Below are 22,297 nucleotides of genomic sequence, written 5' to 3'. Positions count from 1 at the left end.
ACCAGAGAACAGCGCCGCTTGCGCGATTGCAGTGGATTTATGACCCAACGTTCCGCCTCGCCTCCCGATTGGATTGCGGTAAGCTACCCCAAATCGAAGGGAAAAACATGACAAACATCGTTATTCTGGGCGGCGCACGCACTGCCATTGGTGGCTTTGGCGGGGCATTGGCGGGAACGTCGCCAATCGAGCTTGGCACTATCGTGACGCAGGCAGCGATCGCGCGGTCCGGCATTGCTGCGGATCAAATCGGTCAAGTGGCCTTTGGGCACGTGATCAACACCGAACCTAAGGACATGTACGTCAGCCGCGTCGCAGCCATCAATGCGGGCATCCCCGACACAGTGCCTGCGATGAACGTGAACCGCCTTTGCGGATCAGGGGCGCAAGCGATTGTGTCGATGTTCCAATCCCTTACCATGGGCGATGCCGACTTTGCCGTAGCTGGCGGGGCCGAAAACATGTCCCGTTCGCCCTATATCATCTCTGACCAGCGATGGGGCGCGAAGATGGGCGATATCACAACGCGGGACATGATGCTCGGCGCTCTGAACTGCCCGTTCGGGACGGGTCACATGGGCATCACGGCAGAAAACGTCGCAGATGAACACGGCATCAGCCGCGCCGATCAAGACGCCTTTGCGCTCGAAAGTCAAACGCGCGCGGCAGCGGCTATTGCGGCAGGCTATTTCACTGATCAGATCGTCCCCGTTCCGGTGCGTGTGCGGCGCGATACGGTTGATTTCGCGACCGACGAGCACCCAAAAGCCACCACGCTTGACGCACTCGCAGGCCTGCGCTCCGCGTTCCAAAAAGACGGAACCGTCACAGCAGGCAACGCATCTGGCCTGAATGACGGTGCAGCGGCAATTGTCATGGCAACCGCGGATGCGGCAGCATCAGCAGGTCTCACCCCATCATTGCGCGTCGTAGGCTACGCCCACGCAGGTGTGCGACCAGAGGTCATGGGCATCGGCCCCGTACCTGCCGTCGAAAAACTACTCGCAAAAACCGGGTTGAAAGCCTACGATTTCGACGTCATCGAATCTAATGAGGCCTTCGCCGCTCAAGCCATCGCTGTGAACCGCGCACTTGATCTTGACCCTGCCAAGGTAAACCCGAACGGCGGCGCAATTGCGCTTGGCCATCCCGTTGGGGCCACTGGCGCGATTATCACCGTCAAAGCCATGTACGAACTCGAACGCATAGGCGGCAAACGCGCCCTGATTACAATGTGCATCGGCGGCGGACAAGGCATCGCACTGGCGATTGAACGTCTTTGACCTTCATTTTGCCCTAACAACTCCGGGGGTGTGGGGGCTGGCCCCCACCCTTCCCTCTTGTCCGTCGTGCGTTCATATGAGATTGTCACGCAAACGAGCATACAATAAAAACCAACAGGATTTCCCCGATGGGCGCTGCCACGCTACTTCGTGATGTGTTTGGCTTCGATGCCTTCCGTCCGGGACAACAAGAGATCGTCGAAGCGGTCGTCGAAGGGCGCAATACCCTTGCCATTATGCCCACGGGCGGCGGCAAATCTCTTTGTTTTCAATTGCCTGCGCTAGTTCGCGACGGTGTCACGGTCGTCATTTCTCCGCTGATTGCGCTGATGCGCGACCAAGTCCGTGGCTTGCGCGAAGCAGGTGTTGAGGCCGGTGCGCTGACCTCTGGCAACACCGACGAAGAAACCGATGCGGTGTGGCGCGGTTTAGAGGCTGGCACGCTGAAACTGCTCTACATGGCGCCCGAACGTCTTTCATCGAGCGGGACCATGGCTATGCTGCGCCGTGCGGGTGTCAGCATGATCGCGGTGGACGAGGCCCATTGTGTCAGCCAATGGGGGCACGATTTCCGCCCTGATTATCTGCGGATCGGTGATCTGCGGGCCGCGTTGGATGTGCCGCTTGCCGCCTTTACCGCGACGGCCGATGCCGAAACCCAAGAAGAAATCATTCGCAAGCTGTTCGACGGCGAAACCCCGGCGACGTTTCTCTATGGCTTTGATCGCCCTAACATCCACCTCGCCTTCCAAGTCAAAGACGGGCCGCGCGCCCAGATCCTCAACTTTGCCGCCGCCCGAAAAGGTCAATCCGGCATCGTCTATTGTGGTACCCGTGCAAAGACCGAAACGCTGGCAGGGGCACTACGCGAGGCGGGGCATTCTGCCTGCTATTATCACGGTGGCATGGACGCCGAAGAGCGCCGCGATGTGGAACGTCGGTTCCAGCAAGAAGACGGCTTGATCGTCGTCGCGACTGTGGCCTTTGGCATGGGGATCGACAAACCCGATATCCGCTGGGTCGCCCATGCTGACCTACCCAAGTCGATCGAGGCTTATTATCAGGAAATCGGTCGCGCGGGTCGCGACGGTGATCCGGCGGAAACGCTGACGTTATTTGGGCCCGATGACATCCGCTACCGCCGCCAGCAAATCGACGAAGGCATCGCCCCACCTGAACGCCGCGCCGCTGATCATGGCCGATTGAACGCGCTGCTGGGGCTGGCAGAGGCATTGCGCTGTCGCCGTGTGAACCTGCTACGCTATTTTGGTGAAGACCCGCAGCCCTGTGGTAAATGCGATCTGTGCGACAAACCTGCCGAGATTTTCGACGCGACAACGCCTGTGCGGATGGCCCTGTCTGCCGCGTTGCGTACCGAAGAATGGTTTGGATCTGGCCATTTGATCGACATACTGCTCGGTGCAAATACCGATAAAATCCGGCAACGCGGCCACGACAGCTTGCCCACATACGGCGTCGGCAAGGAATATGACCGCCGCCAATGGCAGGCGATTTTCCGGCAAATGATGGGCCACGATTTGATGCGGCCTGATCCTGCACGACATGGTGCCTTGCGTATGACCGACGGGGCAATCCCGATCCTCAAAGGCGAAGCCAACATTGAGTTGCGTCGCGATACCATTCGCGCGGCCAAAGGCACTGGGCCCAAAGTCCGCCAAATGGTCAGCGAAGAAGACGCGCCGCTGCTCTCTGCGCTCAAGGCGAAACGCCGTTATCTGGCAGAACAAGCCAACGCCCCCGCCTACATTATCTTCAATGATCGCTCCCTGATCGAAATGGCTGAAAAGCGGCCCATGACGCTCGACGATATGGCTCGGATTGGTGGCGTGGGCGCGAAAAAGCTGGAAAGCTACGGCAATGCATTTCTTGAGGTCATTGCTGGCGAAGCACAACAACTTCACCCGCAACGCCGCAAGCTGGCTGGTCGCAACGAGGGCGAAGTGTATGACCGTCTGCTGGCCGTACAATCAGAACTGCAACGCGGTCCGCACGGCGCAGACAAACCCATGAGCCTCAGCGCGTCGATGCTGGCCAAAGTCGCCCAATTGCGCGGTGCTGATAGCAGCGCAATCGAGCGGTTGATTGGCGAGAAATACGCCGAACGGTTTGGCGATGCATTCTTAGAGGTACTGGAAAGCGCCTGAGGCTACAGCCGCGTCATTTGCGATGCTGCAAGGATCGGACCAGTGGCCTTACCTGTTGGTGATCCACCAAACGGTTCGTCCGTGATCGCAAGGCTCCAGCTATCGACACCGTCGAGCCAGACCGCAGGCAGCGCCAGCGTTTCATTCGCCTCGTCCTCAGACAGAATGCCCATAGATTGCGCCTCTTGGCCTTCACCAATGAACCACAATTCCAGACTGCGCCCATCAACCGCAGCACCAGCCGTGCGAGTGATTTGCACACCTTGCGTATCCGCATCGTACACAGCCAAAATACGCAGGCTGTCGGTGTCATCGGCGAGTTCGGTCACGTAAACTGGACCATTAAGCACAGGTTCCGTCGGGCCGAATATAATCAGCGTCGACGCAATCGCAGCCGCAGAAAGTGCGACGGTCAGGCCCTTCCAGAAGCTCACACGCTCCATAAAGCTAGGTCTTGGATCAACGCCAAACAGCTGTTCCATCAGATCGGTTTTCGCGATGGACGATGGCGTTACCGGCATGATTTCATCGGTCAGTGACGCAAGCCTGTCCTCCCAGATGCGTATCTCTGCCGCAAAAGTGGGGTCAGAGGCCGCACGCGCGGCGGCTGCACGGTGCGCGTCTTCAGGCAGAACACGAAGTACATATTCACCAGCAAATTCAGTGTCGTCAGGGGTCATATCGGATGGATTGCTCATTTGGACAAACACTCTCTTAATGCGATCAGGCCGCGTCGCAGCCATGTGCGCATCGTGTTGAGTGGGACGTTAAATTTCTGTGCAAGTTCAGCATAAGGCAGACCGTCAAGATAGGCCGCCTTAATCGCCGCACTGCGTGTCGGTTCTAATTCAGCGAAGCAATTGGTGATGCGTCGCGCTTCGCCTGTTGCGATAATGCGGCCTTCGGCTGTCGGACCGCTGGCTGCGATGGTGTCGGTGTAATCGTCAATGTCAGCGGTCGGCTTGGACGCACGCAAGCGGTCAATCGACGTATTCCGCGCAATCGTAATTAACCACGTCATCGGACTATAGCCGTTTACCGCAAAGCGATCAGCGTTCTTCCAAACTTTGATAAACGTATCTTGCATGGCGTCCTCTGCTGCAGCCCGATCACGTAAGATACGCAGGCAGACGCCCAAAAGTTTCGCACTCGTCGCATCATAAAGCGAATTGAATGCCTTACGGTCGCCCAGTGCGACACTGCCAATCAGGGTTTCGATTTCTTGTCGCGTCATAGGGGGCTGGCCTTTGGTCGCTGATGCTGTTCAATGCAGGTTTCTCGATAACGTAGTTCTGAGAGCCGCGCATTAATAAATGACATCGCTGTGAACATCTGTCCGCGACGACTGGTCAATGGCTTCTCGCATGGTACATCTAGCCCAAATTTGCACGCTTCAAGGATGCCGCCCGATGATCACTGTCATTTCACCCGCCAAGTCATTGGACATGGACCCTGTCGCGATCACACCGACGCAGCCCGACTTTCAAGACGACGCGGTGCGGCTGTCCAAAACCGCCAAGAACCTAACGCTAGGCGGGTTGCGCGACTTAATGAGCATCTCTGACGATCTGGCCCGCCTGAACCGCGACCGATTTCAAGCGTTCGAGGCAGAGCCTTCGCCCGAAATGACAAAGCCCGCCGCATTGGCGTTTAACGGCGACACCTATCAGGGCCTAGAGGCCAAAACGCTAGAGCCCGAGGATTTGGATTGGGCCCAAAGCCACCTACGCATTTTGTCAGGGCTTTACGGCTTGTTACGCCCGCTTGACGCCATCCAGCCTTACCGTTTGGAAATGGGCAGTCGTTTGAAAACCCGTCGTGGCAAGTCCCTGTATGACTACTGGGGCGATGATATTGCCAAAGCGCTGAACACCCAAGCCGCAGAGATTGAAACCGACACGTTGGTCAACTGCGCCTCTCAGGAATACTTTGGCGCGGCGGATCGCAAGGCGTTGAAATTGCGCGTGATCACGCCGCAGTTCATGGAAGTCAAAGACGGCAAACCCCGCATTGTGTCCTTCTTTGCAAAGCGCGCACGCGGAGCGATGGCACGGTTCCTGACCCAAGAACGCGCCACATCGCCTGAACAAATCAAAGAGTTCACGACAGGCGGCTACGCCTACGATGCGGACCTGTCTGAAGGCGATAAATGGGTCTTTGTCCGCCCCTATCCTGACGCCAAGGCATGATCTCAGCATCCTGACATTGCCATCCGCCCACTGAGCCCCTACGTCTGACCCTAAGGAAAAAGGGAACGTTATGGGCGAAATTACACTGGTGCGGCACGGGCAGGCAAACTCTGCTGCGACGAATGAAATCGACTACGATAAATTGTCAGATTTGGGTCATCAGCAGGCCAAATGGTTGGGCGAATGGATTCACGAACATGACGGCCCGTTTGACGAGGTGTTCAGCGGATCACTGCGGCGACAAAAGGAAACCGCAGCAGACATGGGCTTTGACAACGTGACTGTCGACGAGCGGCTGAACGAGATCGCTTATTACGACCTGACAGACGAAATGGCCGCCCATAACCCCGAAATCGCTCGTTCTTCACCTGAAGATTTTGTGACGCATTTCCCAGCGACCCTGAGCGCATGGAGAGACGGCCACATCAAAGGCACAGAAACCTATCAGGCGTTCACAGACCGCGTGCAGGACATGATGGATTTGGCAGCCCAACCGGGGCGGCGTATTCTGTGTGTCACGTCCGGCGGGATCATCGCGCAATCGGTATCGCGCATCCTTGGGCTCGACATTCCGCAAATGGCGCGGATTGCCTTGCCGATCCTGAACACGTCCGTGCACCGCATCCATGTCACCGATCACGGCCCGCTTGTGTCCGCGTTCAACGGATCACCGCATCTGGACCACGCGGATCGCCTAACCGCCCGTACCCACTACTGATTGGATACACGATGTTAACGCTTCATTACGCCCCCAAGACAATTTCGATTGCCGTGGCGATTGCACTGGAAGAGGCAGGACTTGCCTACGATGCTGTTGCTGTGGATTTCGCGACTGGTGCGCAGGGATCACCCGAATATCTGGCCGTGAACCCCAAAGGCCGCGTGCCGTCGTTGATCACAGGTGCAGGCACCTTAACCGAGACGGGCGCGATCCTAGAGTTCATCGCGGACACGTCGGCACAGTTGATGCCCGACACACCGCTGGCCGCAGCTAGAATGCGCGAAGTGATGTATTACCTCGCCTCGACCATGCATGTGAACCATGCCCATAAAATGCGCGGACATCGCTGGGCGGATCAACAGTCCAGCTTTGACGATATGACTGCAAAAGTGCCTGAAACAATGGCCGCGTCCTGTGCGTATCTGGAAAGCAAGCTAGAACTTGACCCATTCGTCAGTACCGACATCAGCATCGCCGACCCTTACCTGTTCGTGGTCCTTAGCTGGGTGCCGGGCGACGGTGTGGACCTCGCAAAATTTCCGAAACTGGCTGCATTTGTAAACTTGATGCGCGCCCGCCCTTCCGTTCAAGCAGTCACCGCAAAAGGCATGTTATGACCCATATTTGGCTACGCGCAGAACCCCGCCACCACGAAACCCGCGTGGGGCTGACGCCCGCAGGTGCCGCAGAAATGCTCGCCGCAGGGTTCACTGTCACGGTGGAAGACAGCACAGATCGCTGCATTCCGACCTCTGAATATAGCGAAGTCGGTTGTGGTATCGCGCCACTCGGTAGCTGGCCAGATGCGCCGCTCGACGCGATTATCTTTGGCCTCAAGGAACTGCCCGAGGACGGCACGCCCCTTATCCACCGCCACATCATGTTCGGCCATGCATACAAAGACCAGCCAAGCGGGCGCATCCTGCTCGACCGTTTCAAAGAAGGCGGCGGCACTCTGTATGATCTCGAATATCTGGTTGATCTGGATGGACGTCGTGTCGCGGCATTCGGCTATTGGGCTGGTTATGCAGGATCGGCCATGTCGCTACTGGCATGGGCCGCGCAGCAAAACGGAACAGGTTTGGCCGATGTGCAAGGCGTCTCGGATGCCTCTGATCTGCAAGAGCGGATCGCAACAGCGCTAAACGGGCAAAAGCCCACGACCTTGATCATCGGCGCACTTGGCCGCGTGGGTACCGGTGCGGCCGATCTATGCAAGGCGCTTGGGCTATCCGTTACCGGTTGGGATATCGCCGAAACCGCCAGCGGTGGCCCCTTCCCCCAAGTGTTGCAGCACGACATTTTCCTGAACTGCATTCTCGCACGTCACGGCACACCCGTTTTTGTACCCGCCAGCACTGTCACTGACCCACGTAAACTGCGTGTCATCGGCGATATTGCCTGCGACCCTGACAGCGATTTCTCCCCGATCAAGGTCTACGACCGTGCGACGACTTGGGCCAGTCCTGTGCTGCGCGTCCACGATGCACCGCCGCTGGACGTGATGGCGATTGATAACCTGCCGTCATTGTTACCACGTGAAAGCAGCGAAGATTTCGCGGCACAGTTGCTGCCACATCTTTTGGGGCTAGATAACTTGGGCGACGGTGTGTGGGAACGCGCGCGGTCCGAATTTAGTGCTCACCTCTAAGCGCAGCACATTAACGTAGCTGCGTTTGCACCAACTCAAAACAGGATGCGTCGTCGGAACAGGTCGGCGCATTCGTCCGTCCTGTCAGCGCCCAAATCTGCGCACGCGCCTGCGATTGATCGGCGGCTGACATATCTGCAATCGTATTTACGGCACGACCAGAGCTAACAAAATGCGTGGCTTGGATCGGGTCTGTCGGACCGGCAGCCCCTAGAAGCATCGGCAGCGTGGCCACCAGTGCAACACCACCAAATCCACTGATCAATTTGCCAAAACGTGTCATATGATCACTCCCCAATCCCGCGACGATCCTCGTCACAATTGGTTAATGAACCGTAAATTCGACAGAAATATGTCTATTGGGTGGCTTCGTTCCAAGCAAGATTGGTATTCACGCCACCGCGCGACATGTACCCATCACCACCGGGCGACAACCAGAACGTCCGGCCAGGATAAGCCCCTGACACAACGTAATAATCCGGCGTCACCTGATAGGCGCCAGTCGTGGCCCCACAAACACCTGCACCGCTATTACAAGGGCGCAACGTGTAGGTCCGCAGCTCACCAGCTTCCGATACAACAACCTTAACGGCCGCCTCGTCGAAAGGTTTATCTTGGAACACGTCAGCGTAAAAACGACTGGCCTGTGCAGGCGCACCCCCCGCGAGCGGCTGGCCCTCGGTGCAAGCAACAAGTGCGGCGGTTGCCAATACAGCAGACATCAAACGGATCATAGCAGTCGTTCCCTCAAAAGCATTGCGTGCACCATGCCCCTAGGGCTCGGGCGGCGCAAGTGGAACCGCCTTTGGTTCCGCATCTGGCGCGAGTTCTTCAAAGTCGAAATTGTCCAACCGATCCGCACGTTTCCCAGCGCGGGTCGCAGCAGTCAACACGCCAGCGACGTCGTCACCCGCCTGACGCAAGTGGACCTCAAGCTTACCGGCCTTTTCGCCGATGATCTCCACGTCACGATGCAGCAAACGCAATGCCTTGCGGATTTCACCCGCCTGTTCACGCATCCGCGCATCCTTCAGTATCGCGCGCATCGTGTTCAACGTCGCCATGCACGTCGTCGGCGACACAATCCAAACGCGGGCGTTAAAGCCTTCGCGTACGACATGTGGCAATCGCGCGTGTAGCTCGGCATAGACAGCTTCGGAAGGCAGGAACATGATGGCGCCGTCAGCGGTTTCACCTTCGATGATGTATTTGTCAGAAATCGCTTTGATGTGGACCTTCACCGCGTTGCCAAGATCGCGCAATGCGGCCTCCTGCTCCGGTTTTGTCTCGGCGGCGGCATAGACCTCATAAGCTTCAAACGGAAACTTAGCGTCGATGACAATCGGTCCCGGCGGGTTCGGCAGGTGCACCAAACAATCGGCACGTTTGCCGTTGGAAAGCGTCGCCTGCAGCGCATAAGCATCCGATGGTAGCGCTTTTGACACAATATCCGTCAGCTGGATTTCACCAAACATACCGCGCCGTTGTTTGTTCGACAGGATATCTTGCAGGGACAAAACATCGCCCGACAGTTTTTCGATATTGGTCTGGGCCTTGTCGATAGTCGCCAACCGTTCTTGTAATTGCGTCAGGCTTTGCGTCGTTTTCTCGGACGAACCAGACAGCGTTTCCTTCATCCGCTCCTGCATCTCGGACATGCTCATCGCGGATTTTCGGGCATTATCTGCCAGACGATCTGCAACCTGCGTTTGCACCTCTGCCAGCCGCGTTTCCATCGTCTGGATCACACGCACTTGGGCGTTGGCCTGCGCGTCGCTGACGGTTTGGATATTACCCGCAAGCTGGTGTTGCCCCTGCGACAGCGCAGTCACATCGTAGGACAAACGGCTCATGTGAGCCGCAACATCCTGCACCAAAAGCGTCGAGTGCGTGGCTTTGCGAGCGGATGAAATCAGCAACCACAGCACTGCGATGACGACCAACACACCAATCAACGCAGCGACCACACGTGGATCGTGCAATGCGTAACTTTCGCCAGCGATTTCAATCATGTGCGACCAAACAGACGTTCGATATCACTGAGTTTTAGCTCCACATAAGTTGGCCTGCCATGGTTGCACTGTCCCGACATCGGGGTGGCCTCCATTTCGCGCAAAAGTGCATTCATTTCATCGGCTTGCATACGCCTGCCAGAGCGGATCGATCCATGACACGACACACGGCTTAGGATCGCATCAATGCGGGATTTCAGCTGTGTGCTGTCGCCCTGATCGGTCAGCTCGTCCAGAATATCGCGCAACATGTTGGCCGCGTTGATCTCGCCCAAGATCGCAGGTGTTTCGCGCACGGCAATCGCGTTTCCACCAAATGCCTCGATCGTCAGACCCATTTTTTGCAAGTCGTCCGCAAAACCAAGCAAAGTCGCGACTTCGTTGTCTGACAGTTCTACGATTTCAGGGATCAAAAGTGCCTGTGCAGGGACACCATTCGCAGCCATTTGCCCTTTGAGTTTTTCGTACACAAGCCGTTCGTGCGCCGCATGTTGATCCACGATCACCATGCCCGTTTCGGTCTGCGCAATGATATAATTTTCATGCACCTGTGCACGTGCAGCACCCAACGGAAGATGTTGCGGCACGGAATCTTCGGCTGGCATCGGCTCAAATCGCGCCGAGGGCTCCGCGAAACCTGTCATGCTTTGCGGAGCTTGCGCTTGGAACGTCATGGATCGCGCACTGAACGACGGTCGATCCATTTGGTAGACGCGCGGCTGCATTTGCCCTGACGGTCGCGTTTGCTCGGGTTGCATGGCGCCTAATGTTGCCCCGGCAACAGTCGTAGACGCACGGTGGCCGGCATCTGCAAGCGCATGACGAAGACCTGACACGATCAGCCCGCGTACAGCCCCCGGATCACGAAACCGCACCTCTGATTTCGCAGGATGCACGTTCACATCCACTAACTTTGGATCGCAATCCACGAACAGCGCTGCAACCGGGTGCCGGTCACGTGACAGCACATCCATATAGGCAGCGCGCAATGCGCCCAGCAGCATTTTGTCGCGCACTGGACGCCCGTTTACAAACAGAAATTGCGCAATCGCAGCACCACGGGAATAGGTCGGCAGCGCGGCATATCCGGTCAGATGGAATCCCTCGCGCTCTGCATCAATCGCAATCGCGTTTTCGGCAAATTCACGCCCCAGAACGGATCGCAACCGCCCATGCAACGCATCAAACAAATCGCCAGTTTCGGCGTCAGCGCGAAATGTCGTGCGTTGATCCCCATTTGACGCATCGCGCAAGATAAAGGTGATAAACGGCTCGGCCATCGCAAGCCGTTTGATCACATCACCCACCGCTTGCGCTTCGGCGCGATCAGTTCGCAGGAATTTCAAACGGGCAGGCGTGGCATAGAACATGTCGCGTAATTCCACGACGGTTCCGTTATTCAAGGCCGCGGGGGCAACCGCGTCCGTGACGCCACCAGCAACGGCAATACGGGCGGCCGTTTCGGGCGGCACCCGCGATGTAATCGTCAAGCGGCCGACCGCGCCAAGCGACGGAAGCGCCTCGCCGCGAAACCCAAACGAATGGATATTCAGCAGGTCCGACCCGTCAATTTTGGATGTGGCGTGACGTGATAGTGCGAGCGGCAAATCATGCGCGGCAATTCCGCAACCGTCGTCTGTGACGCGGATCAAGGTTTTGCCACCGTCGGCGATCACGACTTCGATGCGGGTCGCGCCAGCATCAACTGCGTTCTCGGCCAGCTCTTTGACAGCAGAGGCGGGCCGTTCCAGCACTTCGCCAGCGGCAATACGGTTAATTGCAGCGTCGTCCAGCTGTTTAATCACAGGCTGCGGCTTTATCTGGGGGGTCACATGGGCCATGCCACAAGCTGTAGCATAGCCCACTTTGATTCTGCGAGGTCAGACGCCAAGTTATCCACGGAAAAAATCCGCTATAAATAATCGCGATCGGACATAGACTATTCGGTCGAAACCAGCCCTTCCGGTTGCCCCACAACCACAAAGTGCAGCGCCTCTGGGTCCAGCAATTCGCCAGCCACGCGGTTAATATCCTCTAACGTCACGGCCTCGATATAGTCGTTCCGATTGATCACATATTCTGGCGGCAGCCCGATCATCTGCATCCCGACCATGATATCCGCGATCTCGCCGTTGCCATCAAAACGCAGCGGATATTCGCCCGTCAAATAAGTTTTCGCCGCGGAGAGTTCATCTGCTGTGACGCCTTCATCTGCCATCCGCGCCCATTCGGCGCGCGTCACGTCAATCGCTTCGGCAATCGTGGCATTCGCCGATGCCACCTGCCCCAGCACCATTTCGGCGTGAAACTTCGGCACAAGGTACGTGCTGATCCCGTAAGTCAGGCCACGTTTTTCGCGCACTTCGTTCATCAGACGCGATTCAAAACCTCCCGCCCCAAGGATTTGATTCATGATGTAAGCCGCAAAGAAATCGTCGTCATCGCGTTCGATCCCGGCATGTCCAAACAATGCTACCGACTGTGGTGTTTCAAAGTCGATGACCGTCACGCCACCCGACAGGCCAAAGTCCACATCGTCAGGCAGCGCTGACCCTTCAGCAGGCAGGTCGCCCAACAAGTCGTCCAAAATTGGCCCGATTTCGTCCGCCGTGACGTCGCCCACAGCAGACACAAACAAACGGTCGCGTGTCAGCGCATTGCGGTGTGCAGCGAACATGTCACCTTGGGTCAGCGCCGAGACGCTTTCGATGGTGCCGTCCATGCTGCTGCCATACGGATGATCGCCGAATGCCGACGCATTAAAGTAAGTGCTCGCGATGCTGTTCGGGCTTTTCGCGTCGCTGTTAATCCCTGAAATCACCTGCGCCCGCACGCGATCAATCGCGTCTTGGTCAAAGGTCGGATTGATCAGCGATTGCTTGAACAACGCTAATGCCTCGTCCTGATTTTCAGTCAAAAACTGCGCCGACAACGAGATCGTATCGTCAGATGCGCGGTAACCAAAGGACGCAGCTAAGCTTTCGCGTTTGGTTTGGAATTCCTGCGCTGACATCTCGCCAGAGCCTTCTTCAAGCAGGCCCATCATCAGATTGACCGCGCCGCGTTTGCCCTCTTCGTCCAATGACGCGCCACCGCGAATGCGGATTTCTAACGCGACAAACGGGATCGAAGGTTCTTCGACGACCCAAGCGTTAATTCCGCCCTCGGACGTGACTGTTTTAATATCCACAGCAGCAGACGCGACAGAGGCGGTGACGGCAAAAACCGCCGTGAGAATAAAGTGCCGCATTAGCGTGCCTCCTCTTGGCTAGATACGACCCAGCCGGTTACGGCCTGATCTCGGTTCAGGACTTTTTCAGCGACGGCTTTGACGTCTTCGGCGGTCACGGCTTGCAACACATCGGGCCAGTCTTGCACGTCTTGGATCGTCAGGCCTTGGGTCAACGCAGCCCCGTAGCGACGTGCAATTCCTGCCACATCGTCCAGCGCGTAAATCTCGGATGCGCGCAGTTGCGTGCGGATGCTGTCCATGCGTGCCTCGTCAATTGGCGCCTCAAGGAACGCCGCGATTGCGTCGTCCATCGCGGCCTCGACCTCTGACAGGCTGACCCCATCGGCGGGTGCAACGGAGATGCCAAACGACGTATCATCCAGTGACGAGCCGCTGTAGCCCGTGCCACTATAAACCGCCATTTGCGTGTCAAACTGCAATGCGGTGCCTAGCACGGATGTAAACGGCGAACCGCCAAGCAATTCAGACAGATAGACCAAAGCAGCGGCCTCTTCTTGCGCACCCGCGTCACGCTCTGGCGCGAGGTAAGAGCGGCTGAGATACGGTTGCGACACACGTTGATCGACGTAAGTGATCCGGCGTTCAGCCCGCTGCGGTGGCTCTTCTGGGCGAATGCGTTCTGGCAAGTCCGGCTCTGCGGGGATCACACCGTAATACGTTTCTGCCAAAGCACGCACATCATCGGGATACACGTCACCAGCCACAATCAAGATCGCATTGTTCGGCGAATAATAGAGGTCATAAAAGTCGAGCGCATCTTGCAGCGACAAGTCTTCCATCTCGTGCTTCCAACCGATGATCGGCACGCCGTAACGGTGGTTCTGATACAAGGCGGCGTTGAATTGCTCGCGCGCCAAGGCACCCGCATTGTTTTCCGTCCGCTGGTTGCGTTCTTCCAGAATGACCTGTCGCTCTGTTTCGATATCGGCTTCAGTGATCCGCAGATTGTTCATCCGGTTGCTTTCCATCTGCATCATCAGCTCTAACCGATCAGCGGCAATGCGTTGGAAATAGGCAGTGTAGTCATAGCTCGTGAACGCGTTGTCAGACCCGCCATTGTCGGCAACCGTCGCAGAGAATTCGCCCGGCTCCAGTACGTCAGTGCCCTTGAACAACAGGTGTTCCAGAAAATGCGCGACCCCAGATGCCCCAACAGGTTCGTCCGCCGATCCGGTTTTATACCAAACCATTTGCGTAACAACGGGGGCGCGGTGATCTTCGATCACGACGACGTCCATACCGTTATCTAGCGTGAATGTGGTGACGGCGTCTTCGGCGGTCGCGGCCATGGGCAAAAATAGCGCGATGGCAGTAGCGAACAATCGGGTCATGGTGATCCTTAATTCTTGTGTTTGATCAAAGGTATGCCATCGCGCCGATCATGCAAGATAGAGATGACGTCTACGTGATCGTCAAACACAAAAAAACGCGCCATTGCGGGCGCGTTTTTTCATTTCAGTGAGTGGAGTGGAGTGGATTATTCGACCAACCGCAGCCCGGTTGTTTTATCAAACGCGTGGGCGAGTTCCGGCTTGATCGTAAAGCCGATCATTTCGCCTTTCGCTTGGCTCGGTGGCTTTTCGGTTTTCGCGATAAACTCTGTGCCTTTGGCTGTAATCAGGTGAACCAAAGCGTATTCGCCAAGGTTCTCGACGAGCTCAAGCTTGCCTTCGACAACAGCACCTGTGGCTGTCGGGATCATATGCTCAGGACGCAAACCGATTTGCACATTGGCATCTGCCACGCGCCCCAGCACGCCAGCAGCTTCGGCTGTCAGTTCATCCGCATCAAAGAAGTTCATCTTCGGGCTACCAATAAACTGCGCGACAAACGCATTTCGTGGCCGCTCGTAAAGTTCGATCGGGCTTCCAACTTGCTCGATTCGACCATCGCGCAGCACGACAATCTTGTCCGCGAGCGTCATCGCTTCGACCTGATCGTGCGTCACATAGATCATCGTGGTCTCAAGGCGTTCGTGCAGACGCGCGATTTCCAAACGTGTTTGCACACGCAGGGCCGCATCAAGGTTCGACAATGGCTCGTCAAACAAGAACACTTCCGGATCGCGCACAATCGCACGGCCAATCGCCACACGCTGACGTTGCCCACCAGACAGGTTACGTGGCGAGCGATCCAAATAATCAGTGATCTGCAGAATTTCGGCAGCGGCTTTCACGCGGCGGTCGATCTCGGCGGGATCCGTCTTGGCCTGCTTCAGACCAAACGCCATGTTTTTATAGACTGTCATGTGCGGGTACAGCGCATATGTCTGGAAAACCATCGCCACGCCGCGTTTGGATGCGGCGACTTGGTTCACTTCGGTGTCACCGATGCAAACCGAACCGGATGTGATTTCCTCTAGCCCTGCGATCATCCGCAAAAGCGTGGATTTCCCACAACCCGACGGGCCGACAAATACGACGAATTCGCCGTCTTCGATGTCCAGATCAACGCCATGCATAACTTGCGTGGCACCATAGCTTTTGCGCACGTCGCGCAGTGTCAAACCGGCCATTTTTGCTCCAATTCAAAGATATCAAGCCGAAGTGTCTCGGCAAATTCAGGATAAGTTTCAGGTAGATCGCCCCAAAGCTGGGGAGAGGTGATAAAGGTGTCACTGCCCAACATCGCGGCAAGATCGTCCCAGCTGGGTTCCACGTATTTAAACGGGATTTTGCCAGCCTGCACATGCTGCGCAAAGACGTACCAACTGGCAATGCTGCGGATCGCAGATGCAGGCACGATGCCCTGCGCAAAACAGCCTTCCAGTGTCGGGCGGATGAAAATCGGGAACTTTGCCATGCCGTCCGCACAGATCCGCGCCACGGTGTCGCCAATTGCTTGGTTACCGAAACGGGCGTCGATCTTTTCCAGATAATCCGTTTTTGAGAACGGCAAATCTATCGTAATCGCGGGCAATACTTCGGCCTCGAATGCGCGAAAATGTTCGTACAAATGCGGCACCCGCATCGCAGCATCAAAGGTTTCGACACCTTCTAGGGCTGCGAAATAACACAGCGCCGTATGGCCGCCGTTCAAAACACGAATTTTGGTTTCCTCAAACGGGTCGACATCCGCGGTAACGGTCACGCCCGCTTGAGCCAGATCAGGCATGGCGGCGGCGGCTTTGTCCTGCAGAACCCACTGAATGAAATCTTCGGCCATGATCGGTGACGCGACAGGCGAGCCTATTAATGCGGTCAATTCTGCGCTTAATTCAGGCGTGCTGCGCGGCGTGATCCGGTCCACCATCGAACATGGGAACGCAACGTTCGCAGCTGTCCAGTCGTACAGATCAGCATCACTACACGCTGACAGATAAGCCAGCAAATTACGGTGCAACATCTTGCCGTTTTGACGGATGTTGTCACAGCACGCGATGGTCAACGGCGCACCGGATTGTTCCATCCGCGCTTGCAAACCTGCCCGCAGATAACCGTAAACGCTGTGCGCGGTGCCGCTTTTGATTTCAGATGCGATCACCGGATCAGCTAGGTTCAAATTGCCGTTTGGATCGGTGTAATACCCGCTTTCGGTCACTGTGATCGTCACCAGATGCACGCTGTCTTGCGCCAGCAACGCCTCTGTTGCGGCACGGTCCACGCTCCAATCCGCAAACTGCACATGTGACCGCACACGCCGTAACGCTTGGGCGCCATCTGCCGCGTAGGACTTCAGGAAATACCCATCGTGGTGTGCCACATCGCCAGCCGCCGCAGCAAAAGCATCCGCCTCTGCCCCGCGCAGGTTTACAGCGGCAACACCCCAACGCAGGTCGCCAGTTTTGTCCATATAATCATCGAGATAGACAGCTTGGTGCGCCCGATGGAACGCGCCGAATCCCAGATGCACAACACCCACAGCACAGGCCGCGCGGTCGTAGCGCGTCGCCAGAATTGGGGGCAAAGCAGCCTTGGTCATGGTGAAGTCTCCATTGGTTTTGCGAGATCTTTGCGCGCGGTTTCGCGGTACTCGGAAGGCGTCATGCTCTTCATTTTAAGAAAGTGGCGGTTAAAGTTCGCCAGATTACGAAAACCCGATTCATAGCTGATATCGGAAATGGTCTGGTCCGAGACGTACAGCATGCTGCACGCCTGACCGATGCGTACACTGGTTAGAAATTCTACGAATTTATGACCAGTCACCGCCGTAAAATTGCGCGCGAATGTGGCTTGGGTCATGCCCGCCATCTCTGCGGCTTGCGCGACGGAAAAGTCTTCTTTGAAGTTGGTCACGATGTGATCCACTACCGCCCCGATCCGTGCGTGTTTGCTGCCGCCCTGCACCTGCACCAGCTTGGATACGGACAGGACTTTTTTCTCGGCATGTTCGTTCAGCCGCACGAGGAAACGGATAAACGCGAGAATGCGCTCAGGGCCTTCGTTGTTGCGGATCGCTTCCATGTGACCCATCGCAAACGTCGGATTGAACCCTTCGAATTGCACGCCGGATTGTGCCAAAGTCAGCATTTTGCGGACCTCGCCAAATTCAGGGAACCCTTCGGCCAGCTTTTCAAAGCTCTCATGGCTGAATTGCACCAGCATATCGCGGACCGCGACAGGTGTGGTCCAAACTTTGTCAGTGATCCAGTTATGCGGCAGGTTCGGCCCAGTCAGAAACAGATCGCCCGCTTCAAAATCACCGATGTAATCGCCTACAAACGCCTTGCCACGGGTCGCTACAACAAGATGCAACTCGTATTCTTCATGCGCGTGCCAGCGGCACAATTCCGTCGGCCAGCCATGCTCAAGATAGCGGATCGAACGGGTTGTGCGGTCAACGACCTCGATTTTGGGGATCATAATAGACATGATTAATCCTGCAAATTGCGTGAGGCGGCGCCAAAGGCGCGAGCAAAAGGCACCGCCAACACGATCACTTTACCGCACCAAACGTCAAACCTTGAACAAGCTGCTTTTGACAGAACCAGCCAAGGATAATGATCGGGGCCACAGCCGCAGTAGACACGGCGGACAGGCGTCCAAAGAACAGACCTTCCGGCGCACGGTTCCCTTCAATCAGCTTCGACAAGGTCGCCGCATCAATCGTGGTCAAACGCACTGTCCAGTAGGCTTCGTTCCAGCAGAAGATGAAAGTCAGCAGCGCAGTCGATGCAATGCCGCCCCATGCGAGTGGGATCAGAATATCCTTGATCTCGCCCCACGTGCTGACGCCGTCCATTTTGCCTGCTTCAATGATCTCTTTCGGGATTTCCTTGAAGTAGGTGAACAGCATCCAGATCACGATCGGCAAATTGATCAGGCACAGTACCAAAATCACAAGGAAGTGCGTGTCGAAGATGCCCAGCATGTTTTTAGTCAAGAACGTCATCGGATACAGAACCGCCGCCGCTGGCAACATCTTGGTGGACAACATCCACATCAGAATGTCTTTGGTGTGCCGCGATGGGTCAAATGCCATCGCATAGGCCGCAGGCACGCCGACGATCAACGCGAACAGCGTCGCAAACGTCGAGGTGATCACAGAGTTGGTCGCGAATTTCCAATAGTCATAGTTCTGCGTCATGTTGGTATAGTTTTCCAACGTCGGCGTGAACTTGAACAGGAATTCCGGCTTTACTGCGTCAGCGTCTGTTTTAAAGCTGGTGAAGACCAACCAGAAAATCGGGAAGAAGAAGATCAGCGCGACCACCCATGCCGCAACGGGCCATGCAATTTTGCTGAATTTGGATGTTTGAGAAACGGTTGCCATTGTCTTTTCTCCTAGTCCATCAACGTCTTGCCGACCATACGCAGCAAGAAGATGGCGATAATATTGGCCAGAATGACCGCGAAGATTCCTGTCGCACTTGCCGCACCGATGTTGTTGCTGGTGAACTCACCAATCAGGTAGGGCAGGTTTTTGTTGCCATTACCGCGGCTAACAATCTCGATTTCCGCGTACAGTGACAGATGGAAAATCGACTGGATCATCACGACAATCGCAATCGGGCGGGCCAGGTGCGGAACGGTCAGGTTGATAAACTGCGACCACGGGGATGCACCGTCCAACGTCGCCGCTTCTTTCTGGCTTTCGTCTTCGGACTGCAGTGATGTCATAAAGATCAGCACAGCAAATGGCGTCCACTGCCAAGCCACCATCATAATGACCGCATAGGCAGAAGTCTGTGTGGCACGGAACGAAATCGGCTCGAGCACGGGCCACAGATTAAAGAACCAGCCCAGCACAGGGAAATCACGCAATCCGTCGATGATGTTATTGATACCGCCAACAGCCAGACCCTGCAGGCCCAACACTGGGTCCAAAATCATGTTGATCCACAGAACCGCGTTCACCGCAGGCATCACAAAGAACGGCGAGATCAGCAAGACACGGACAATGCCACGTCCGGGGAAGTTCCGGTTGATTAAAACCGCGATCCCAAGACCCAAAACAACCGTAATCACTAGAATGCTGCTCACAATCAGCACAGAGTTCTGGATCGCAAACCAAAAGTCCTTCGCATCAAGCACATATTTATAATTGCCCAATCCACGCCAGTTGCTCAGCGCTGGTGTCGTCCATTCGGGACGGATCGAACTGTTCAGCACATAGCGGATGAACGAGAAGTAAAGCGTCATGCTCAGCGGGACCAACATCCACACCAGCAACAGCAAAACAGACGGAGTTTGAAGAATGCGTGGTAGCGTTCGTTTCGACATAGCGCAGGTCACCTTTCAACGCAGGGTTCGGTAAATCTCGTAGAAATCGGGCGGGCGTTTCGCGAACAGCCAGCGATGGGCTGCGTCAAGCGAAACGATCAAATCTAACGGGGGGATGATGGGCCCAATGCAGGGCCCACCATCGTTCGTTTGGGAGGGTTTAGTAGTAACCAGCTTCGGACATGATAGAGTCCGCTGCAGATTGTGCTGCTTCCAGTGCTTCATCTACAGATTTTGCACCTGACAGCGCCGCTGCGATTTCTTGCGCAACTGCTGTGCCCACTTCTGGGAACTCAGGGATCGACGCAAACTGAACACCAACATATGGCTTGAGGTCTGTGGCTTCTGGTGCCGCAGATTCAATCGCTGCCATTTCCGCTGCTGCGAAAGGTGCAGCCTCTTGGAATTCAGGGATCGCGTATGTGGATGCACGTGTACCTGTTGGCACTTTGCTCCAGCCGAAATCAGCGTGGTTGCCGACGGCTTCGATATACGCTTTGGATGTGGCCCATTCGATGAAAGCATGTGCTTCTTCGGACTTTTCTGTGCCTGTTGGCACAGCCATTGCCCACGCCCACAACCAGTTCGCACCGACAGGGTTACCTGCGTTTGGTGATTGTGCGTACTCAACACCGTCAACTGTCAGGAAAGATGCCGCGATTGTGGCGTCAATCCACATGCCGCATTTGCCTTCGTTATAAAGCGCGAGGATCTCGTTGAAAGAGTTCCCTTCGGAACCTGGAGGGCCGTATGTGCCCAGCAGATCAACGTAGAATTCAATCGCAGATTTCCACTCGTCGGAATCCAGTGTTGGGTGGTATTCCGCATCAAACCATGCGCCGCCGAAAGAGTTCACAACGGTTGTGACAAACGCCATGTTGTCGCCCCAACCTGGTTTGCCGCGCAGACATGCACCGTAAACGCCGTTGTCAGGATCGTGCATCGCAGCGGCTGCCGCTTTGACATTGTCCCAGCTGTCGTTGTCCGCAATCGTAACACCAGCTGCATCGGCTAGATCTTTGCGGTACATCACCATGGACGATTCACCGTAGAATGGCGCCGCGTACAATGTGCCATCTACAGACAGACCATTGCGCATCGCTGGCAGCAAATCGTCAACGTCGTATTCGTCGCTAAACTCAAGCGGTTCGATCCAACCAGCAGCGCCCCAGATCGGTGCTTCTTGCATACCGATGTTGATAATATCGTATTGGCCGCCGCCTGTTGCGGTGTCAGAAGTGACCTGCTCGCGCAGAACGCCTTCTTCCAAAGATACCCAGTTCAGAGCAACACCAGTTTCTTCGGTGTAGGCTTCTGCAACCTTCTGCATGTTGATCATGTGACCGTTGTTCACAATCGCAATTGTCAATTCACTTGCGTGTCCGTCAGCCAAAGCAGACGTCGCAACCAAAGACAGACCCAAAGCCGTGTTCATCAGATTTTTCATTACGTTCCTCCCAGAAACTTCAATGTAGAATAATTTCGTACCAAATTCTGGCACACTCAAAGCCGAATCCACGAATACAATACCAGCATTTACTCATACTAAATCTACAATTTTTACGGAATTTCCGCGAAATGATGGGGATACGCTCAAAATTAGTGTCAGAAACAGAATCACTGGGGCGGTTTTGTATCAACATTCGATGTCCCCGACCGGCTTGCGGATGCCCGGTCGGGGTGCTGCTTTAGTGGTGCGCGTGCGGGTCCGCTTCGATGATCAAGACACCGGGCGCAGGGTCTGCACCATCGTGGTCGTTGTCACTGTGTTCTGCGGTGCTCACCCAGCTATAAGATCCGTTGTCGCATTCTTGAATGACGGGAAAATACACCGTCTCACCCGCAACCAAGCTATCCGTCAGCTTACCACGAAACGCGAATTGATCGAAATGCGCGTCGTCCAGCGACCCTGACCAGACCAGTTCCTTGACGCCTTCGGATAGCGCGGTGCCGTAGTAATCATAGCTGTTTTCATATTCACCGCTGATGATCTCAAGGTCCCAACCGGCCTTTGGCACAGGTTTTACCGCGATCACGCCTTCAGGAATTTGAACGCGAACACGCACAGTCGGCTCGCCTTCGCAACCGTGTCCGATCCCCAGTACACCAAGGTAAGTCGACCCCTGTGGTGCTTGCGGCGTCTCGAATGCGACATGCCCAAAGGCGGCTGACGACGACAATGCGACTGCCGCGAGTGTTGTTGTGATAGTTTTCATAATATGTCTCCAATGGGCAAAGTGTTGTGAAATTGACCGAGATGCCCGCTCGGCCTGACACCGCAGCCGACATGGCTGGGGTGAAAACCAAAAGCTGGGGCAGGACAGCCAAACGGAAGCAGTCCGCGCAAATGCGCTGGAAAAT

21 protein-coding genes are annotated in these 22,297 nt (G+C 55.9%); 6 read left to right on the top strand and 15 right to left on the bottom strand.

Annotation, left to right across the window (positions count from 1 at the left end):
- The first annotated feature begins 107 nt into the window (after nt 1-107).
- Together bktB and recQ are read left to right on the top strand one after the other, a co-directional pair.
- Nucleotides 108-1,283 (top strand): beta-ketothiolase BktB, encoded by a 1,176-nt coding sequence (gene bktB / locus FHS72_RS00960; RefSeq protein WP_183524181.1) that lies wholly within the window; start codon nt 108-110, stop codon nt 1,281-1,283.
- A gap of 128 nt (nt 1,284-1,411) precedes the next feature.
- Entirely contained in the window at nt 1,412-3,448 is a 2,037-nt protein-coding gene (gene recQ, locus FHS72_RS00955) for a DNA helicase RecQ (RefSeq protein WP_183524177.1), read from the top strand.
- A 2-nt stretch (nt 3,449-3,450) separates the two neighbouring features.
- On the opposite strand, the gene FHS72_RS00950 is transcribed toward recQ, so the two are convergent.
- The gene (locus FHS72_RS00950) at nt 3,451-4,146 is read right to left on the bottom strand and encodes an anti-sigma factor (protein ID WP_183524174.1); all 696 of its coding nucleotides are present in this window, start codon (nt 4,144-4,146) and stop codon (nt 3,451-3,453) included.
- Nucleotides 4,143-4,682: a sigma-70 family RNA polymerase sigma factor gene (locus tag FHS72_RS00945; RefSeq protein WP_183524171.1), complete on the bottom strand. Its 540-nt coding sequence runs from the start codon at nt 4,680-4,682 to the stop codon at nt 4,143-4,145. The genes FHS72_RS00950 and FHS72_RS00945 overlap by 4 nt, the downstream gene beginning before the upstream one ends.
- A 175-nt stretch (nt 4,683-4,857) precedes the next feature.
- On the opposite strand from FHS72_RS00945, the gene yaaA reads away from it, so the two are divergent.
- From yaaA to FHS72_RS00925, 4 genes are all read left to right on the top strand, one after another.
- The gene (yaaA, locus tag FHS72_RS00940) at nt 4,858-5,637 is read left to right on the top strand and encodes a peroxide stress protein YaaA (protein ID WP_183524168.1); all 780 of its coding nucleotides are present in this window, start codon (nt 4,858-4,860) and stop codon (nt 5,635-5,637) included.
- Between the two features lie 70 nt (nt 5,638-5,707).
- Entirely contained in the window at nt 5,708-6,355 is a 648-nt protein-coding gene (locus FHS72_RS00935; protein ID WP_183524165.1) for a histidine phosphatase family protein, read from the top strand.
- An 11-nt stretch (nt 6,356-6,366) separates the two neighbouring features.
- Nucleotides 6,367-6,975: a glutathione S-transferase family protein gene (locus tag FHS72_RS00930; RefSeq protein ID WP_183524162.1), complete on the top strand. Its 609-nt coding sequence runs from the start codon at nt 6,367-6,369 to the stop codon at nt 6,973-6,975.
- Nucleotides 6,972-8,009, top strand: a complete 1,038-nt coding sequence (locus tag FHS72_RS00925) for a saccharopine dehydrogenase (protein ID WP_183524159.1) — start codon at nt 6,972-6,974, stop codon at nt 8,007-8,009. The genes FHS72_RS00930 and FHS72_RS00925 overlap by 4 nt, the downstream gene beginning before the upstream one ends.
- Nucleotides 8,010-8,019: 10 nt before the next feature.
- Here the strand turns inward: FHS72_RS00925 and FHS72_RS00920 are convergent, their stop codons facing one another.
- The 13 genes from FHS72_RS00920 to FHS72_RS00860 all read right to left on the bottom strand — a co-directional run bounded on the left by FHS72_RS00920 (nt 8,020) and on the right by FHS72_RS00860 (nt 22,152).
- Nucleotides 8,020-8,292: a hypothetical protein gene (locus FHS72_RS00920; protein ID WP_183524155.1), complete on the bottom strand. Its 273-nt coding sequence runs from the start codon at nt 8,290-8,292 to the stop codon at nt 8,020-8,022.
- A gap of 73 nt (nt 8,293-8,365) precedes the next feature.
- Complete coding sequence (locus FHS72_RS00915) at nt 8,366-8,743, bottom strand: hypothetical protein (RefSeq protein WP_183524153.1); 378 nt, start codon at nt 8,741-8,743, stop codon at nt 8,366-8,368.
- A gap of 39 nt (nt 8,744-8,782) precedes the next feature.
- Nucleotides 8,783-10,021 (bottom strand): DNA recombination protein RmuC, encoded by a 1,239-nt coding sequence (locus tag FHS72_RS00910; protein ID WP_183524150.1) that lies wholly within the window; start codon nt 10,019-10,021, stop codon nt 8,783-8,785.
- Complete coding sequence (gene mutL, locus FHS72_RS00905; protein WP_183524147.1) at nt 10,018-11,862, bottom strand: DNA mismatch repair endonuclease MutL; 1,845 nt, start codon at nt 11,860-11,862, stop codon at nt 10,018-10,020. The genes FHS72_RS00910 and mutL overlap by 4 nt, the downstream gene beginning before the upstream one ends.
- A 98-nt stretch (nt 11,863-11,960) precedes the next feature.
- On the bottom strand, nt 11,961-13,271 hold the full coding sequence (locus FHS72_RS00900) for a M16 family metallopeptidase (RefSeq protein ID WP_183524144.1): 1,311 nt from the start codon (nt 13,269-13,271) through the stop codon (nt 11,961-11,963).
- The gene (locus tag FHS72_RS00895) at nt 13,271-14,605 is read right to left on the bottom strand and encodes a M16 family metallopeptidase (RefSeq protein ID WP_183524141.1); all 1,335 of its coding nucleotides are present in this window, start codon (nt 14,603-14,605) and stop codon (nt 13,271-13,273) included. The genes FHS72_RS00900 and FHS72_RS00895 overlap by 1 nt, the downstream gene beginning before the upstream one ends.
- Nucleotides 14,606-14,751: 146 nt before the next feature.
- Entirely contained in the window at nt 14,752-15,789 is a 1,038-nt protein-coding gene (locus FHS72_RS00890) for an ABC transporter ATP-binding protein (protein ID WP_183524138.1), read from the bottom strand.
- Complete coding sequence (locus tag FHS72_RS00885; RefSeq protein ID WP_183524135.1) at nt 15,777-17,195, bottom strand: mannitol dehydrogenase family protein; 1,419 nt, start codon at nt 17,193-17,195, stop codon at nt 15,777-15,779. Before FHS72_RS00885 ends, FHS72_RS00890 begins: the two co-directional genes overlap by 13 nt.
- Nucleotides 17,192-18,085: a helix-turn-helix domain-containing protein gene (locus FHS72_RS00880; protein WP_183524132.1), complete on the bottom strand. Its 894-nt coding sequence runs from the start codon at nt 18,083-18,085 to the stop codon at nt 17,192-17,194. The genes FHS72_RS00885 and FHS72_RS00880 overlap by 4 nt, the downstream gene beginning before the upstream one ends.
- A gap of 64 nt (nt 18,086-18,149) precedes the next feature.
- Nucleotides 18,150-18,986 carry a carbohydrate ABC transporter permease gene (locus FHS72_RS00875; protein ID WP_183524129.1) on the bottom strand — a complete coding sequence of 279 codons (837 nt, stop codon included), beginning with the start codon at nt 18,984-18,986 and terminating at the stop codon, nt 18,150-18,152.
- Nucleotides 18,987-18,997: 11 nt separating this feature from the next.
- The gene (locus FHS72_RS00870) at nt 18,998-19,936 is read right to left on the bottom strand and encodes a carbohydrate ABC transporter permease (RefSeq protein WP_183524126.1); all 939 of its coding nucleotides are present in this window, start codon (nt 19,934-19,936) and stop codon (nt 18,998-19,000) included.
- Nucleotides 19,937-20,096: 160 nt separating this feature from the next.
- Nucleotides 20,097-21,383, bottom strand: a complete 1,287-nt coding sequence (locus FHS72_RS00865) for an ABC transporter substrate-binding protein (protein ID WP_183524123.1) — start codon at nt 21,381-21,383, stop codon at nt 20,097-20,099.
- Between the two features lie 241 nt (nt 21,384-21,624).
- Nucleotides 21,625-22,152, bottom strand: coding sequence for a YcnI family copper-binding membrane protein (locus FHS72_RS00860; RefSeq protein WP_183524121.1), 528 nt, complete (start codon nt 22,150-22,152; stop codon nt 21,625-21,627).
- Nucleotides 22,153-22,297 lie beyond the last annotated feature (145 nt).

The organism is Yoonia ponticola, from assembly GCF_014199395.1.
Taxonomy (GTDB): domain Bacteria; phylum Pseudomonadota; class Alphaproteobacteria; order Rhodobacterales; family Rhodobacteraceae; genus Yoonia; species Yoonia ponticola.
The sequence above is the reverse complement of the archived record's forward strand: the minus strand, read 5'-3'. Positions and strand labels throughout refer to the sequence as shown.